General features: G+C 70.3%; 20 protein-coding genes. 8 read left to right on the forward strand and 12 right to left on the reverse strand.

Going from position 1 to position 14,827, the window contains the following annotated elements; translation table 11 throughout:
* Positions 1 to 10 precede the first annotated feature (10 nt).
* On the forward strand, positions 11 to 1,447 hold the full coding sequence (locus ABD371_RS05350) for an MFS transporter (RefSeq protein WP_344473301.1): 1,437 nt from the start codon (positions 11 to 13) through the stop codon (positions 1,445 to 1,447).
* A 95-nt stretch (positions 1,448 to 1,542) separates the two neighbouring features.
* Here ABD371_RS05350 and ABD371_RS05355 read toward each other — a convergent pair whose 3' ends face one another.
* Together ABD371_RS05355 and ABD371_RS05360 are read right to left on the reverse strand one after the other, a co-directional pair.
* Positions 1,543 to 1,776, reverse strand: coding sequence for a DUF6243 family protein (locus ABD371_RS05355; protein ID WP_344473303.1), 234 nt, complete (start codon positions 1,774 to 1,776; stop codon positions 1,543 to 1,545).
* Positions 1,777 to 1,992: 216 nt separating this feature from the next.
* A complete protein-coding gene (locus tag ABD371_RS05360) occupies positions 1,993 to 3,378 on the reverse strand; it encodes a glycine--tRNA ligase (protein ID WP_190122762.1) in 1,386 nt (461 codons plus the stop codon).
* A 225-nt stretch (positions 3,379 to 3,603) separates the two neighbouring features.
* On the opposite strand from ABD371_RS05360, the gene ABD371_RS05365 reads away from it, so the two are divergent.
* The 4 genes from ABD371_RS05365 (at position 3,604) to ABD371_RS05380 (ending at position 6,875) form a co-directional block, all read left to right on the forward strand.
* Positions 3,604 to 4,617 carry a metal ABC transporter substrate-binding protein gene (locus ABD371_RS05365; protein ID WP_344473307.1) on the forward strand — a complete coding sequence of 338 codons (1,014 nt, stop codon included), beginning with the start codon at positions 3,604 to 3,606 and terminating at the stop codon, positions 4,615 to 4,617.
* A gap of 80 nt (positions 4,618 to 4,697) precedes the next feature.
* Positions 4,698 to 5,438, forward strand: coding sequence for a metal ABC transporter ATP-binding protein (locus ABD371_RS05370; protein WP_344474071.1), 741 nt, complete (start codon positions 4,698 to 4,700; stop codon positions 5,436 to 5,438).
* Positions 5,435 to 6,376, forward strand: coding sequence for a metal ABC transporter permease (locus ABD371_RS05375; RefSeq protein WP_425575803.1), 942 nt, complete (start codon positions 5,435 to 5,437; stop codon positions 6,374 to 6,376). Before ABD371_RS05370 ends, ABD371_RS05375 begins: the two co-directional genes overlap by 4 nt.
* A 58-nt stretch (positions 6,377 to 6,434) precedes the next feature.
* Positions 6,435 to 6,875, forward strand: coding sequence for a Fur family transcriptional regulator (locus ABD371_RS05380; RefSeq protein WP_190122759.1), 441 nt, complete (start codon positions 6,435 to 6,437; stop codon positions 6,873 to 6,875).
* A 37-nt stretch (positions 6,876 to 6,912) separates the two neighbouring features.
* Here ABD371_RS05380 and ABD371_RS05385 read toward each other — a convergent pair whose 3' ends face one another.
* The 4 genes from ABD371_RS05385 to ABD371_RS05400 form a co-directional block, all read right to left on the reverse strand.
* Positions 6,913 to 7,455 (reverse strand): YcxB family protein, encoded by a 543-nt coding sequence (locus ABD371_RS05385; RefSeq protein WP_344473312.1) that lies wholly within the window; start codon positions 7,453 to 7,455, stop codon positions 6,913 to 6,915.
* A 25-nt stretch (positions 7,456 to 7,480) separates the two neighbouring features.
* A complete protein-coding gene (locus ABD371_RS05390; RefSeq protein ID WP_344473314.1) occupies positions 7,481 to 8,305 on the reverse strand; it encodes an isoprenyl transferase in 825 nt (274 codons plus the stop codon).
* Positions 8,306 to 8,371: 66 nt separating this feature from the next.
* Positions 8,372 to 9,118: a DNA repair protein RecO gene (gene recO / locus ABD371_RS05395; protein ID WP_190122757.1), complete on the reverse strand. Its 747-nt coding sequence runs from the start codon at positions 9,116 to 9,118 to the stop codon at positions 8,372 to 8,374.
* Positions 9,119 to 9,122: 4 nt separating this feature from the next.
* Positions 9,123 to 9,563, reverse strand: coding sequence for a winged helix-turn-helix transcriptional regulator (locus tag ABD371_RS05400; protein ID WP_344473317.1), 441 nt, complete (start codon positions 9,561 to 9,563; stop codon positions 9,123 to 9,125).
* Between the two features lie 78 nt (positions 9,564 to 9,641).
* Between ABD371_RS05400 and ABD371_RS05405 the strand changes: the two genes are divergently transcribed.
* Entirely contained in the window at positions 9,642 to 10,277 is a 636-nt protein-coding gene (locus ABD371_RS05405) for an NADPH-dependent F420 reductase (RefSeq protein WP_344473319.1), read from the forward strand.
* A gap of 18 nt (positions 10,278 to 10,295) precedes the next feature.
* Here the strand turns inward: ABD371_RS05405 and pip are convergent, their stop codons facing one another.
* The 6 genes from pip to ABD371_RS05435 form a co-directional block, all read right to left on the reverse strand.
* Positions 10,296 to 11,273, reverse strand: coding sequence for a prolyl aminopeptidase (gene pip / locus ABD371_RS05410; protein ID WP_344473321.1), 978 nt, complete (start codon positions 11,271 to 11,273; stop codon positions 10,296 to 10,298).
* A 78-nt stretch (positions 11,274 to 11,351) separates the two neighbouring features.
* Positions 11,352 to 11,735 (reverse strand): hypothetical protein, encoded by a 384-nt coding sequence (locus ABD371_RS05415; RefSeq protein WP_344473323.1) that lies wholly within the window; start codon positions 11,733 to 11,735, stop codon positions 11,352 to 11,354.
* A gap of 359 nt (positions 11,736 to 12,094) precedes the next feature.
* Positions 12,095 to 12,529, reverse strand: coding sequence for a VOC family protein (locus ABD371_RS05420; RefSeq protein ID WP_344473325.1), 435 nt, complete (start codon positions 12,527 to 12,529; stop codon positions 12,095 to 12,097).
* 36 nt (positions 12,530 to 12,565) lie between these two features.
* Complete coding sequence (locus tag ABD371_RS05425) at positions 12,566 to 12,997, reverse strand: VOC family protein (protein WP_344473327.1); 432 nt, start codon at positions 12,995 to 12,997, stop codon at positions 12,566 to 12,568.
* 144 nt (positions 12,998 to 13,141) lie between these two features.
* Entirely contained in the window at positions 13,142 to 13,360 is a 219-nt protein-coding gene (locus ABD371_RS05430; RefSeq protein WP_344474135.1) for a hypothetical protein, read from the reverse strand.
* The gene (locus ABD371_RS05435) at positions 13,357 to 13,596 is read right to left on the reverse strand and encodes a hypothetical protein (protein WP_344473329.1); all 240 of its coding nucleotides are present in this window, start codon (positions 13,594 to 13,596) and stop codon (positions 13,357 to 13,359) included. The genes ABD371_RS05430 and ABD371_RS05435 overlap by 4 nt, the downstream gene beginning before the upstream one ends.
* A 120-nt stretch (positions 13,597 to 13,716) precedes the next feature.
* Between ABD371_RS05435 and ABD371_RS05440 the strand changes: the two genes are divergently transcribed.
* Positions 13,717 to 14,550, forward strand: a complete 834-nt coding sequence (locus tag ABD371_RS05440) for a helix-turn-helix domain-containing protein (protein ID WP_344473331.1) — start codon at positions 13,717 to 13,719, stop codon at positions 14,548 to 14,550.
* A complete protein-coding gene (locus ABD371_RS05445) occupies positions 14,532 to 14,801 on the forward strand; it encodes a DUF397 domain-containing protein (protein ID WP_344473333.1) in 270 nt (89 codons plus the stop codon). The genes ABD371_RS05440 and ABD371_RS05445 overlap by 19 nt, the downstream gene beginning before the upstream one ends.
* Positions 14,802 to 14,827 lie beyond the last annotated feature (26 nt).

Here is a 14,827-nt window from a genome sequence, read left to right on the forward strand (position 1 = left end):
CGATCCACGCATGGCAGAGCTGACCTCCCGACGCCGGCTCCTGGTGCTGGCCATCTGCTGCATGAGCCTGCTGATCGTCAGCCTGGACAACACCATCCTCAATGTCGCCCTGCCGTCGATGGGCCGTGAGCTGCACGCCTCCGTCTCCGGGCTCCAGTGGACGATCGACGCCTACACCCTGGTCCTGGCCTCCCTGCTGATGCTGGCGGGCTCCACCGCCGACCGGATCGGCCGCCGCAAGGTCTTCGTCGCCGGTCTGGTGCTCTTCACCCTCGGCTCGCTGCTCTGCTCGCTCGCACCGACCCTGGAGTCCCTCGTCGCCTTCCGGATGATCCAGGCGGTCGGCGGCTCGATGCTCAACCCGGTCGCCATGTCGATCATCACCAACACCTTCACCGATCCGGCCGAACGCGCCCGCGCGATCGGGGTGTGGGGCGGGGTCGTCGGCATCTCCATGGCCGCCGGACCGCTCATCGGCGGTCTGCTGGTGGACAGCGTCGGCTGGCGCTCGATCTTCTGGGTCAATCTGCCCGTCGGTATCGCCGCCCTCCTGCTGACCTGGCGGTACGTCCCCGAATCCCGCGCCCCGCACCCCCGCCGGATCGATCCGGTGGGCCAGCTGCTGATCATCGCGCTGCTCGGCTCGCTCACCTACGCCATCATCGAGACCGATCTCTTCTTCGCCGCCGTCGCGGTGGCCTCCCTGATCGGGGTGGTGCTGTACGAGCCGAGGCGGCGGGAGCCCCTGATCGATCTGCGCTTCTTCCGCAGCGCGCCCTTCAGCGGCGCGACGGTGATCGCCGTCGCCGCCTTCGCCGCCCTCGGCGGGTTCCTCTTCCTGAACACCCTCTATCTCCAGGACGTACGCGGCTACTCCGCCCTCCACGCCGGGCTCTACATGCTGCCGATGGCGGCGCTCACCTTCGTCTGCGCCCCGCTCTCGGGCCGGATGGTGGGCAGCCGGGGCCCCCGGCTGCCGCTGCTGCTCGCCGGGGTCACCATGGGCGCGTGCGGGGTGCTCTTCGCCGCCTTCGAGGCCGAGACCTCGAACACCCTGCTGTTCACCGGCTACGTCCTCTTCGGCATCGGCTTCGGCCTGGTGAACACCCCGATCACCAACACCGCCGTCTCCGGCATGCCCCGCGCCCAGGCCGGGGTCGCCGCGGCCGTCGCCTCCACCAGCCGCCAGATCGGCCAGACCCTCGGCGTCGCCGTGATCGGCACCGTCCTCGCCCACGGCGTCGCCGCCACGGCCGCGGGCTCCCCCGGCTACCCGGACGCCTTCCTCGCCGCCTCCCGCACCGCCTGGTGGATCATCGCCGGCTGCGGCCTCTGCATCCTCGCCGTCGGCGCCCTCACCACCGGCCCCTGGGCCCGCCGCACCGCCCTCCACTGCGCCGACCGCCTCGGCTCCGACCGCCCGCCGGAGCCCGCCGTGCACCGCTGAGCCGGGGCCCGGCCCGGCCCGTACCGCCCCCGGACAGCACTTCGCCCCGCCGGACAGCGGCCCGGCGGGGCGAAGCGAGGCTTACGGGGCGGAGATCAGCCCTGGGCGGAGTCCTGGGACCCGGCGGAGCCGGAGTCCGAGGACTCCGAGGAACCGTCGGACGAGGTGCCCTGGGCGCGCTCGCGCATCTTGCGGAGCAGCTCGGCCTTCTGGTCGGCGGCGTTCTTGCGGTTGGCCTCGGGGGTGGGGCCGAGGCCCGACTGGTCGGCGCGGGACACCTTCTTGCGCTGTCCGCCGACGCCGAGGAGGTTGTTACGGCTCTTGGCCATGGGGTTCTCCCATTCAGGGTGAGAAGTGACTGGGTGATCGTCAGATGAGGGCTGGCGTGCGCCGAGGCTCTCTCACTCGTAGATCTGGAAGAACGAAGACATGTCGGCGAGCCTACAGGCCCCCGAAGCGGGGCCGCACCAGCTTTTCCCGCCGGGAACGGCGAGAGGCCGGACGGGCGAAGGATGCCCGTCCGGCCTCTGTGAGGCGGTGTCGCGTCAGCAGCCGAGCAGACGCGAGCCCAGGTAGGACTGGATCTGGTCGAGGGAGACCCGCTCCTGCGCCATGGTGTCGCGCTCACGCACGGTGACCGCGTTGTCGTCGAGGGTGTCGAAGTCGACGGTCACACAGAACGGGGTGCCGATCTCGTCCTGACGGCGGTAGCGGCGGCCGATGGCGCCCGCGTCGTCGAACTCGATGTTCCAGTTCTGCCGCAGGTCCGCCGCGAGGCCCTTGGCCTTCGGGGAGAGCTGCGGGTTGCGGGAGAGCGGCAGCACCGCGACCTTGACCGGCGCGATGCGCGGGTCGAGGCGCATCACGGTGCGCTTCTCCATGACGCCCTTGGCGTTGGGGGCCTCGTCCTCGTTGTACGCGTCGAGGAGGAAGGCGAGCATCGTGCGGCCGACACCGGCGGCGGGCTCGATGACGTACGGCGTCCAGCGCTCGCCGGCCTCCTGGTCGAAGAACGACAGGTCGTGGCCGGAGGCCTTGGAGTGCGCCGAGAGGTCGTAGTCGGTGCGGTTGGCGACGCCCTCCAGCTCGCCCCACTCGCTGCCGCCGAACTGGAAGCGGTACTCGATGTCGGCGGTGCGCTTGGAGTAGTGGGAGAGCTTCTCCTTCGGGTGCTCGTACCACCGCATGTTCTCTTCGCGCAGGCCCAGACCGGTGTACCAGTTCCAGCGCTGCTCCATCCAGTACTCCTGCCACGCCTCGTCCTCGCCGGGCTTGACGAAGAATTCCATCTCCATCTGCTCGAACTCACGGGTGCGGAAGATGAAGTTGCCGGGCGTGATCTCGTTGCGGAACGACTTGCCCATCTGGGCGATGCCGAACGGCGGCTTCTTGCGGGAGGTCTGCTGCACCTGGCCGAAGTTGGTGAAGATGCCCTGGGCGGTCTCGGGGCGCAGATAGGCGACCGAGCCGGAGTCCTGGGTGGGGCCGAGGTGGGTGGAGAGCATGCCGGAGAACTGCTTGGGGTCCGTGAAGGTCCCCTTGTTGCCGCAGTTCGGGCAGTTGAGGTCGGCGAGGCCGTTCTCGGGGGCGCGGCCGTTGTGCTTCTCCTCGTACGCCTCGATCAGGTGATCGGCGCGGAAGCGCTTGTGGCAGGAGGTGCACTCGGTGAGCGGGTCGGAGAAGGTCGCGACGTGGCCGGAGGCCTCCCAGACCTCGCTGGCCAGGATCACCGACGAGTCGATGCCGACGACGTCCTCGCGCGAGGTGACCATGTAGCGCCACCACTGACGCTTGAGGTTCTCCTTCAGTTCAACGCCGAGGGGTCCGTAGTCCCAGGCGGCGCGCTGACCGCCGTAGATCTCACTGCACGGGTAGACAAAGCCACGGCGCTTGCTGAGGCTGACGATGGTGTCGATCTTGTCGGCGGCCACGGTGCTCTCTTCATAGATGACGACGACGAACGAGGAATGCTCCAGATTACCGGCGCACGCACCCCCTGGATCAAATCGATGGCCGGGCGGGTACGGCCGGGACTCGCCGCGCAGGTCACCCCGGGGAGCCGGGGGGATCCCCGGGTGGGGGCGGCTGTGTGTGTTCGCCCGCATTCGCTCCAGGTTTGTTGACAATCGTTTCCACTTTTGTTGAAAATGACTGTCATGAACGTACGACGCCTCATACGCACCACCGCCACCGCCGGAGCGGTCGTTCTCGGCCTGACGGCGGTCGCCGCCTGCTCCTCCGCCGACTCGGGCTCCGGTTCCGGTTCCGGCGGCGAGGAGGGCGGCAAGCTGAAGGTGACGGCGTCGTTCTACCCCATGCAGTTCCTCGCCGAGCGGATCGGCGGCGAGCATGTCTCCGTCACGGCGCTGACCAAGCCGGGCGTCGAGCCGCACGATCTCGAACTCAAGCCGCGCCAGGCCGCCCAGCTGGGCGAGTCCGGCTACATCCTCTACCTCAAGGGCCTCCAGCCCGCCGTCGACAAGGCCATCGAGCAGTCCGGCGTGAAGCACACGGTGGACGCCGCGACCCTCACCTCCCTGGAGACCCACCAGGACGAGAAGGGCCACGAGGACAAGAAGGGCCACGAGGGCCACGACCACGCGGCCGAGGAGAGCCACGACGATCACGGCCACGACCACGGCTCCGAGGCCGGCGACCCCCACATCTGGCTCGACCCCGCGAAGTACGCGGAGGTCGCCAAGGGCGTCGGCGCATCACTGGAGAAGGCGGACCCGAAGAACGCGGACGCCTACCGGAAGAACACCGCGACCCTGGTCGGCGAGTTGAACAAGCTCGACGCCGACTACCGCGAGGGCCTCAAGAAGACGGCCACCAAGACCTTCATCACCACCCACACCTCCTTCGGCCACCTCGCCGAGCGGTACGGCCTGGACCAGGAGGGCATCGCCGGGATCAACCCCGACGCGGAGCCCAGCCCGGCCCGGATCAAGGAACTCCAGACCATCGCGGAGAAGGACAGGGTCACCACCGTCTTCTTCGACACCCTCGCCAGCGACCGGACCGCCAAGACCCTCGCCGACGACACCGGGCTCACGACGGACGTCCTCGACTCGCTCGAAGGCATCACCGACAAGTCCAGGGGCTCCGACTACCTCGAGGTGATGGAGTCCAATCTGACGGCGCTGAAGAAGGCGCTGGGCGCGTCGTGACCACCCGATCGGAGTCCCCTGTGAGCGAGCCCGCCATAGCCGCCGGCGGCGAAACCGTCATCGGCGACGCCGTCATCAGCATGCGCGGAGCGCGCGCCACCCTCGGCTCCCGCCCGGTGCTGCGCGGCGTCGATCTGACCGTGCGCCGCGGCGAGGTCGTCGCCCTCCTCGGCGCGAACGGCTCCGGCAAGTCCACCGCCGTACGCTCCGTGATCGGGCAGATACCGCTCACCGAGGGCGAGATCGAACTCTTCGGCACCGGACTGCGCCGCTTCCGCCAGTGGTCCCGCGTCGGATACGTGCCCCAGCGCACCACCGCCGCGAGCGGGGTCCCCGCGACCGTGCGCGAGGTCGTCTCCTCCGGGCGGCTCTCCCGCACCCGGCTCGGACTGCTCTCCCGCGCCGACCGGGCGGCCGTGGACCGGGCGATCGCGCTGGTCGGCCTCGCCGACCGGGCCAAGGACTCCGTCGGCGCGCTCTCCGGCGGCCAGCACCAGCGGGTGCTGATCGCCCGCGCGCTCGCCTCCGAGCCCGAGCTGCTGATCATGGACGAGCCGATGGCCGGGGTCGACCTGGCCAGCCAGGAGATCCTCGCCGCGACCCTGCGCGACCAGGTCGCCGCCGGTACGACCGTGCTCCTCGTCCTGCACGAGCTGGGCGCGATCGAGCCGCTGATCGACCGGGCCGTGGTGCTGCGCGACGGCTGCGTGGTGCACGACGGGCCGCCGCCGAAGGCCGTGGGCCAGCACGCGCTGCCCGGCCACGACCACGTACATCCGCACGCGGCCGACGAGCCGCTCCGCACAGGACTGCTGACCTGACCATGGAAATCCTTGAGACGGCCTTCATGCAGCGGGCGCTGATCGCGGCCCTGCTGGTCGGCATCACCGCGCCCGCCATCGGCATCTACCTGGTGCAGCGCCGCCAGGCGCTGATGGGCGACGGCATCGGCCATGTCGCGATGACCGGCGTCGGCCTCGGCTTCCTGCTCTCCACCAACCCGATCTGGATGGCGACCCTCGTCTCCGTCGTCGGCGCGGTCACCATGGAGCTGATCAGGGCGTACGGGCGGACCCGGGGCGACATCGCGCTCGCGATGCTCTTCTACGGGGGCATGGCGGGCGGCGTGCTGCTGATCAACGTCTCCGACACCGGCTCCACCGGCGATCTCAGCTCCTTCCTCTTCGGCTCGCTCTCCTCCGTCTCCGACTCCGACCTGATCGCCATCGGGGCGCTCGCCGCCTTCGTCGTCCTGGTCTCGGTCGGACTGCGCCGGCAGCTGTTCGCCGTCAGCCAGGACGAGGAGTTCGCCCGGGTCACCGGGCTGCCGGTGCGCTTCCTGAATCTGCTGATCGCGGTCACCGCCGCCGTCACCGTCTCGGTCGCGATGCGCGTGGTGGGGCTGCTGCTGGTCAGCGCCCTGATGGTGGTCCCCGTCGCGGCGGCCCAGCAGATCTCCCGCTCCTTCAGGGCGACCTTCGCCCTGGCGGTCGGCATCGGTGTGGCCGTGACCCTGGCCGGCACCACCACCTCGTACTACCAGGACGTGCCCCCGGGCGCGACCATCGTCCTGCTCGCCATCGCCGTCTTCATCGCCCTCACCGCGCTCGCCACCCCGCTCGCCAGGCTCCGGGCGCGCCGCACGGAGGCCGCGAGGGCCGGGGCGGACGGCGGGGCCCCCGGCGCGCCGGAGTGCACCTCGGAGGCCCTCTCGCAGGTCCCGCGCACCCGGCTCCCGGGCGACGACGTCAAGGTCTGACGCCGGGCCTGGCAGAATTGGCCCTGACAAGCAGGTCGGGCTAGGCGAGGAGGCACCTGTGGCGACGGCGCCAAGCGGCGGGAACACCGCACCAGTGCGAGGCCGATCCACCCGGCAGCGCGCCGCGGTGGCGGCGGCACTGGACGAGGTGGACGAGTTCCGCAGCGCCCAGGAGCTGCACGACATGCTCAAGCACCGGGGTGATTCGGTCGGGCTGACCACGGTCTACCGGACGCTCCAGTCCCTCGCCGACGCGGGCGAGGTCGATGTCCTGCGCACCAATGACGGCGAGTCCGTCTACCGCCGCTGCTCGACCGACGACCACCACCACCATCTGGTCTGCCGCGTGTGCGGCAAGGCGGTCGAGGTCGAGGGCCCGGCGGTGGAGCAGTGGGCCGAGACGGTGGCGGCGCAGCACGGCTTCGTGAACGTCGCCCACACCGTGGAGATCTTCGGCACCTGCGCGGAGTGCGCGAGCGCCAAGCCCGGAGGCCGCTAGGGCCTGACCGGGCTCGGGCTCGGGCTCGGGGGAGCCGTCAGACCCGCTGGAGATGCTCGTCGAGCAGCGCCCGCAGCCGGTCGGCGTCGGCGGGGTCGGCCAGGCCGCGCTTGGGCAGCACGCCGAGCGCGGCGGCGTTCTTCCCGGCCATCAGCAGCACGAACAGCTCGGGCGTCTCGGCGTACCGGCTCATGGCGGACCAGCCGAGGGCCTGCTCGAAGTCCTCGGAGCCGGTCCGCATCCCGCTGTGGTCCACCACGGTGCGGAGTTCGCCGTACGTCCCGAAGACCTGCTGGAGCTGGCGCGCGGTCAGCGGCGGGGTGGCGAAGTGCAGGACGGCCAGGAGCACGCCCAGGGCCAGCATGACGAGGCCGAAGGGGTCCGTCGGCCGGCCCGCTTCGCTCAGCCGCAGCGCGCCGACGGCGAAGGTGAGGAGCGCCAGCAGCGGCCAGAGGATCCGCTGCCGCCGCCCGGCGGGGGTCTTGCGGCTCCGCACCCTGAGGGCGGCCGTGAAGTCCCCGGCCGTCGTGCGGTAGGTCAGCGCGACCGGGGTCCGGGTACCGGCCGCCCCTCCCGCCACGCCTCCCGTTATGTCACTGATGTCCTCAGGCACCGGTCTGCCCGGGGATCTCGTTGGGCACCGCGCCGCCGAAGCGGCGGTCGCGCCGGGCGTACTCCAGGCAGGCCCGCCACAGGTCGCGGCGGTCGAAGTCGGGCCACAGCACGTCCTGGAAGACCATCTCCGCGTACGCGCTCTGCCAGAGCAGATAGTTGGAGGTGCGCTGTTCGCCGCTCGGGCGCAGAAAGAGGTCCACGTCCGGCATGTCCGGGTAGTACATGTACTTCTGGAAGGTCTTCTCATTGACCTTCGCCGGGTCGAGCAGGCCCGCCGCCACATCGCGCGCGATCTTCTGCGCGGCGTCGGCGATCTCGGCGCGACCGCCGTAGTTGACGCAGAAGTACAGCGTCATGGCGTCGTTGTCGACGGTCTGCTCCTGGGCGACCTGAAGCTCCTGGACGACCGACTTCCACATCTTGGGCATACGGCCGACCCAGCGGATGCGGATGCCCAGCTCGTTCATCTCGTCGCGGCGGCGGCGGATGACGTCCCGGTTGAAGTTCATCAGGAAGCGCACCTCGTCGGGCGTGCGCTTCCAGTTCTCGGTGGAGAAGGCGTACAGGGAGAGGTTCTTGACGCCCATCTCCAGGCAGCCCTTGAGCACATCGAGGACGACGGCCTCGCCGACCTTGTGCCCCTCGGTGCGCGGCAGGCCGCGCTCCTTGGCCCAGCGGCCGTTGCCGTCCATGACGCAGGCGACGTGGTTGGGGACGAGCTCACCGGGGATCTTCGGCGGCCGTTCCCCGGAGGGGTGCGGCTCGGGGATCTTGTACTCGCGGCGGGACCGGCCCAGGATTCCGCGTCGTGCCATGCGGCTCACATCTCCTAGCTTCTTGTCTTCTGTTTCGGTGTTCGCCCGGTGCTGAAGGCCGGGCCGCTACTTCTCCACATAGCGGAGCGAGCGCAGGCCGCGCTCCAGATGCCAGTGCAGATACGCGGAGACCAGCCCGCTGCCCTCCCTGACATGACGCGCCTCACAGGCGTCCGCCGTGGGCCAGTCGCCGGTCAGCAGCGCGCTGAGCAGTCCGATGGCCTCCGCCGAGGGTACGACGCTCCCGGGCACCCGGCAGTCCCCGCATATGACGCCGCCGGCGGCGACGGAGAAGAATCGGTTCGGCCCCAGCAGTCCGCACTTGGCGCAGTCGTCAAAGCTCGGCGCGTATCCGTTGACCGCGAGGGAGCGCAGCAGGAACGCGTCCAGGATGAGGTGCGGCGCGTGCTCGCCGCGCGAGAGGGAGCGCAGCGCGCCGACGAGCAGGAGGTACTGCTGTACGGCGGGCTCGCCCTCGTGGTCGGTGAAGCGCTCGGCGGTCTCCAGCATCGCGGTGCCCGCCGTGTAGCGCGGGTAGTCGGTGACGATCCGGCCGCCGTAGGGGGCGATGGTCTCGCTCTGGGTGCAGAGCGGCAGCCCCCGGCCGATCAGCTCGCTCCCCCGCGCGAAGAACTGCACATCGACATGGGAGAAGGGTTCCAGCCGGGCCCCGAACTTCGACTTCGTCCGCCGGACCCCGCGCGCCACGGCCCGCACCCGCCCGTGGCCGCGGGTGAGCAGCGTGACGATACGGTCGGCCTCGCCCAGCTTCTGGGTGCGCAGCACGATGCCGTCGTCGCGGAACAGGCTCATGGCCTCATTGTCCCGTACCGCCGGACCCCGCCCGTACCGCGTCGCGGGCCCCGGACTCGTCGTACTCCCGGCGCGCCGCGTCGATCCGGCCGGAGTTCTCCTCGGCCCAGCGTGTCACGGCGGCCAGGACGGGCAGCAGGCCGCGGCCGAGGGGGGTGAGCCGGTAGGTCACCCGGACCGGGACGGCGGCGGTGACGGTCCGGGTCAGGAGGCCGTCGCGCTCCAGGCGGCGCAGGGTCTCGGTGAGCATCTTCTGGCTCGCGCCCGCGATCGCCCGGCTCAGCTCGCCGTGGCGGCGCGGCCCGTCGGCGAGTTCCTTGAGGACGAGCGCGACCCATTTGTCCCCGAGGCGGTCGAGGAGCCGGTTGGTGGGGCACTCGGCGAACCGGGCCCGGTGCGCGGTACGGGCCTCGGCGCGGCGCTCGGCGGCGGTGCGGGTGGTCATGGACGTCCCTCCGGGTGCGCTGGGCACGGTGAAGTGCCTACTCCCGCCCGACCGTAGCGCCGCCCTAGCGTCGGGGGCATGACGAAGACCGTCGGAATTGCCGGCGCGGGCCACGTGGCCCGCGCCCTCGCCCGCCCGCTGAGCGCGGCGGGCCACCGGGTGATCGTGGGCGCCCGCCGCCCGGACGCCGCCGGGGACTGGGGCCCGGGGGTACGGGTCACCCGGCCCGAAGAGGCCGCCGAGGCGGCGGATCTGGTGATCAACGCGCTGCCCGGGGCGGTGTCGGCCGAGGTGCTCGGCCCGCTCGCGCCCCGGCTCGCGGGGAAGGTGCTCATCGATGTGGCCAACGCGGTGGTGCCGGACGCGCACGGCTTCGCCTCGGCCCTGCGGTATCCGGGGAGCAGCCTCGCCGAGGAGCTTCAGCGGGCCCTGCCCGGTGTCCGGGTGGTGAAGACCCTCAACACCGTGCATGTCTCGGTCATGGCCGATCCCGCCTCGCTCGGCGTCCCGCCGTCCGCCTTCCTGTCGGGGGACGACGGCGACGCCAAGCGCGCCGCCACCGCGCTGCTCACCTCGCTGGGCTGGCCGCCCGCGTGGATCCTCGATCTCGGCGGCGTGGCGAGCGCCCGGGGCCCCGAGTCCTTCGTCCTGATGGTCGGCGGCCTGGTCCGGGCGCTGGGTCCGGTGCCCTTCGGTCTGTCGGTCGCCCGCTGAGCGCCGCCGTGGCCGACGTCAGCGCGGTGCGCCCGCGAACCGGTCCAGGGTCCGCAGTACGCGGTCGAGCATCGCCTCCGACCCCATGTGCCCCGCGTCCTCGACCACGGTCAGCTCCGCGTCCGGCCACGCCCTGGCCAGCTCCCACACGGTGCCGACCGGGCACACCATGTCCAGCCTGCCGTGGATCAGCGCCCCCGGGATCCCCGCGAGCCGTCCCGCGTCCCGCAGCAGCGCGCCCTCCTCCAGCCACGCGCCGTGCGCGAAGTAGTGCGCGCAGATCCGCGCGAACGCCAGCTTGGCGGGGTCCGCGCGATCGGTGTACGGGGTGCTCGCCCCCGCCGTCTCGATCAGCAGCACGGAGTCCTCCCAGGCGCACCAGTCCGCGGTCGCCTTCGCCCGTACGGCCGGGTCCGGGTGCCCGGTGAGCCGCGCGTACGCCGCGACGATGCCCTCGCCGTCGGCCGGGACGCCCGGCGCTCCCGCCCGGAAGCGGTCCCACGCCTCCGGGAAGAAGCGGCTCGCGCCCCGGTAGAGCCAGTCGGTCTCGGAGCGCCGGGAGGTGGTGACGGCCTGAAGGACGATCTCCGACACCCGCTCCGGATGCGTCTGCGCGTACGCCAGCGCCAGCGTCGATCCCCAGGATCCCCCGTACAGCAGCCACCTGGCGACCCTCAGCCGCTCCCTCAGCAGCTCCATGTCCGCGATCAGATGCGCGGTGGTGTTGTGCCGCATGTCGGTCGCCGGATCACTCGCGTGCGGCGTGCTCCGCCCGCACCCCCGCTGATCGAACAGAATGATCCGGCACCTCCCCGGATCGACCATCCTCCGCAGCCCCGGCCCACACCCCGACCCCGGCCCCCCGTGCACCACGAGCACCGGCTTCCCCTCCGGGTTCCCACACTCCTCCCAGTACACGCGATTGCCGTCCCCGACATCGAGCATGCCGCGCAGCCGGGGTTCGATCGGCGGATACATCTCGGCGTTGTAGGTCATGGCCACATCATCGGCGAGCGGCCGGGGCGGGGACAGGCGGTTTTGTGCGGGATCGGCGCATCGAGGGGGCCGGAACGCTCAGCGCGTCAGCGCGACCCCGAGAACGATGAAGGCGGCCGTGGTGGCGACCGCGAACGAAACGCGCCCGCGTGGGTATTCGAACCTCGCGTGCCGCACCCCCTGCTTCACCTCCAGGGCCCACGCCGTGAACAGCTTGCGGTTGGGGAACAGGCCGACCGTCAGTCCGATGAGCGTGGACGAGTACAGCACCAGCTTCTCGACCGAACTGAGTTCCCTCCCGTCGCCGAGCGCGATGACGAGCACGCCGCACCCGACGATGATCAGGGGGTACTTCGTACGGACGACCGGCAGGGGAATCCACTTCGCCATGGCGAAACAGTGAATCACCGTGGCCGCAGCGGCCATCAGCCAGATCCAGTGCATGGCAACGGTCGTGAGCACGAGAGCGAGACCTTCCGGAAGATCGGGAGAATACGGCGCGGGCCTACGCCTGCCACTTCCCCACAGATCATCTTACGTGGACGGCCACCGGACCGTTCGGGCTCCCCGCCGAGTCAAGTAGCCTCTGACGGCTGCCCGTTGCCCGGCGTCCGATCACCGCCCCGCAGCGGCGGCTCCCCCGTCCACGGCCGCAGCTTTCAACTTCCAGCGCCGGCGGCCTGCCGCTCCCGGATCGCCGCTCGACCAAGGTGCGGGTCCGCCTGCCCGTCGATCACATCGACCGTCCCGGGCAATACCGAAAGGGGAAACCGCTGCAGAGGAGGAGGAGACGGGGCCATGGCCCCCAGGTTCGCGGGTCCTCAGTCGAGGCAGAACTCGTTGCCCTCGATGTCCCGCATCACGATGCACGACTCGTTCTCGTCGTCAGCCGGCAGCAGCCGCACCCGCGTCGCGCCGAGAGCGACCAGGCGGGTGCACTCCGCCTCAAGGGTGGCCAGGCGCTCCTTGCCGACGAGGCCGGTGGCGACGCGGACGTCGAGGTGGAGCCGGTTCTTGACGACCTTGCCCTCGGGGACACGCTGGAAGAACAGGCGCGGGCCGGTACCGGAGGGGTCGACGGAGATGGCCTCCGCGTCGCGCTTCTCGGGCGGGAGGGTGAGGTCGAAATCGGACCAGGTGGCGAAGGGTGCCGGGGGCGGCGGGACGACGTATCCGAGGACCTCGCACCAGAAGCGGGCGAGGCGCTCGGGTTGGGCGCAGTCAAAGGTGACCTGGAACTGTCTGATCGGTGCCATCGGCCCACCGTAAGCGAAGGGCGCGTATACGGCCTTTCAGTCGATGCAGAACTCGTTGCCCTCGATGTCCTGCATCACGATGCAGGAGTCGTCGCCGCCGTCGTACAGCAGCCGCTGGCGTACCGCGCCGAGCGGGAGCAGACGGGTGCACTCGGCCTCAAGGGTGGCCAGGCGCTCCTTGCCGACGAGACCGGTGCCGACGCGGACGTCGAGATGGACGCGGTTCTTGACGACCTTGCCCTCGGGGACACGCTGGAAGAACAGGCGCGGGCCGGTGCCGGAGGGGTCGACGCAGGCGGACCAGGAATCCTGCTTCTCGGGCGGCAGGGAGCGCTTGTAGTCGTCCCAGGTGGTGAAGGGCTCCGGGGGCGGCGGGACGACGTATCCGAGAACCTCGCACCAGAAGCGGGCGAGACGCTCGGGCTCCGCGCAGTCGAAGGTGACCTGGAACTTCCTGATCAATGCCATTGGCTCACCGTAGTGGCGGTTGCTGTCGATTGGCATCTGGTTTTCGAGATCCGGCGCACGGTGTTCTCGCGGATGATTTAACAGTCTGAACGTGATGTCACGGGACGGGTCCGTATGACGGCCGTCCCGTGAATCATTCCGGCCTCAGACCACCTCGCCCCGACTGCGCGCGTTCGCGTACGCGTTCATCGCGCTGATCCGCTCCATGGGGGTGGCGGCCCTGACGTCCTCGGGGACGCAGTCCCATTCGCGTCCGCCGCCCAACGGTCTGAGCTGGACATACGGCCCCTCGTACCCCATGACGACCCCCACCCGGCCGGTGCCGGCCTCCACGGCGTAGGAGCCGACGGGGGTCTCGGTCACGGGGTCCCCGCGCTCTCGTCCTTCCGGAGGGCGGCGGTGAGGCGGCGGACGACGTCGACTGTGGAACGGCCCAGCTCGATGAGGGGGCAGGGGACGGCGCGGGCGTAGGAGTCGGTTTCCACGCGGAGCGAGGGGAGGACGATTCCTGAACGGTGGAGCGCCTTGCGCAATTCTTGTACGGCGTCCTCCGCATCGCTCAGACAGTCGGCCGGGTGGCGCTTTTCCTGGTCCGTCATGACGGGCCTTTCTTCCCTGGGTGGATTTCACGCTTCGTATTGCGACGGTGACAGCGATGGGGCTACCTTCGCCAGGGGTTGGCGCTCTACAACGCACCGGCAGGGAAAAGGAGTTGAGCCATGGCCAAAGGTCAGCAGCAGGCCGCTTGGGAGTTCTTCGGCGCGGAGCTGAAACGGCGACGGGAGGACGCGGAACTGACGCAGTCCGAAGTGGGGATGGCGGTGTTCGTCTCCGGCGGATACATCGGCCAATTCGAACAGGCGATTAGAAAGCCGCAGTTGGATGTGGCGACGCGGCTCGATGTCCTCCTACAAACCGGAGGTTTTTTCGAGCGGCTGTGGCACAAACTGATCGACAGTTCGCCGTACGCCAGTTACTTCGTGGCCGCTGCGGAGCTGGAGGCACTGGCCACCCATATCTACGACTTCGAGCCCGCTCTGGTGCCTGGGGTGATGCAGACCGCCGAGTACACCCGGGCCATAGTCCTCGCGGACAACCCCTTCGCGCCCGACGAGCAGATCAAGGACATGGTCAGCGGCCGTATGGATCGGGGCCGCCTGCTGGAGGACCCCGACAAGCCCACGTACTGGGCGATCCTGCACGAGCAGGTGCTGCGAGTCCGGGTGGGTGGAACCGAAGTGATGGCGGGGCAGCTCGACCACATCGCGGATCTCGCCCGCAGCCGGAGGGCGCTGGTTCAGATCATCCCGTTCGAGGCCGGTGCCCACACCCTCATGGGCAAGACGTTCACGCTCATGGAGTTCGAGGACACCCCTCCCACCGTCTATACAGAGGCGGTGTATTCGGGGAATCTGCTGGACGATCCGCCGGTGGTGAAGCGCGCACAGCGGGCATACGATCTGCTCAGGGCCGCCGCGCTGTCCCCGGAGGCGTCCCTCGCCCTGATCGAGTCAGCAGCAGAGGACCACAGACGATGCGCGAGTACGACCTGAGCACTGCTCGGTGGCGCAAGAGCAGCTACAGCGACGGCAACGGCGGCCAATGCGTCGAGATCGGCTACGACTTCGAGGGTGCCGCCTGGCGCAAGAGCACCCACAGCGACGGCAACGGCGGGGAGTGCGTCGAGGTCCTCGACAACATCCCCGGCGTCGTCCCCGTCCGCGACAGCAAAACCCCCTCCGGCCCCGTCCTCGTCCTCCCCGCCCCCGCCTGGCAGACATTTGTCTCCCACCTCCGAGGCTGATCCGCCCGGGCCCGACTCCCCCGCAA

Origin of the sequence: Streptomyces amakusaensis (assembly GCF_039532665.1) — a bacterium.
Lineage (GTDB): Bacteria > Actinomycetota > Actinomycetes > Streptomycetales > Streptomycetaceae > Streptomyces > Streptomyces amakusaensis.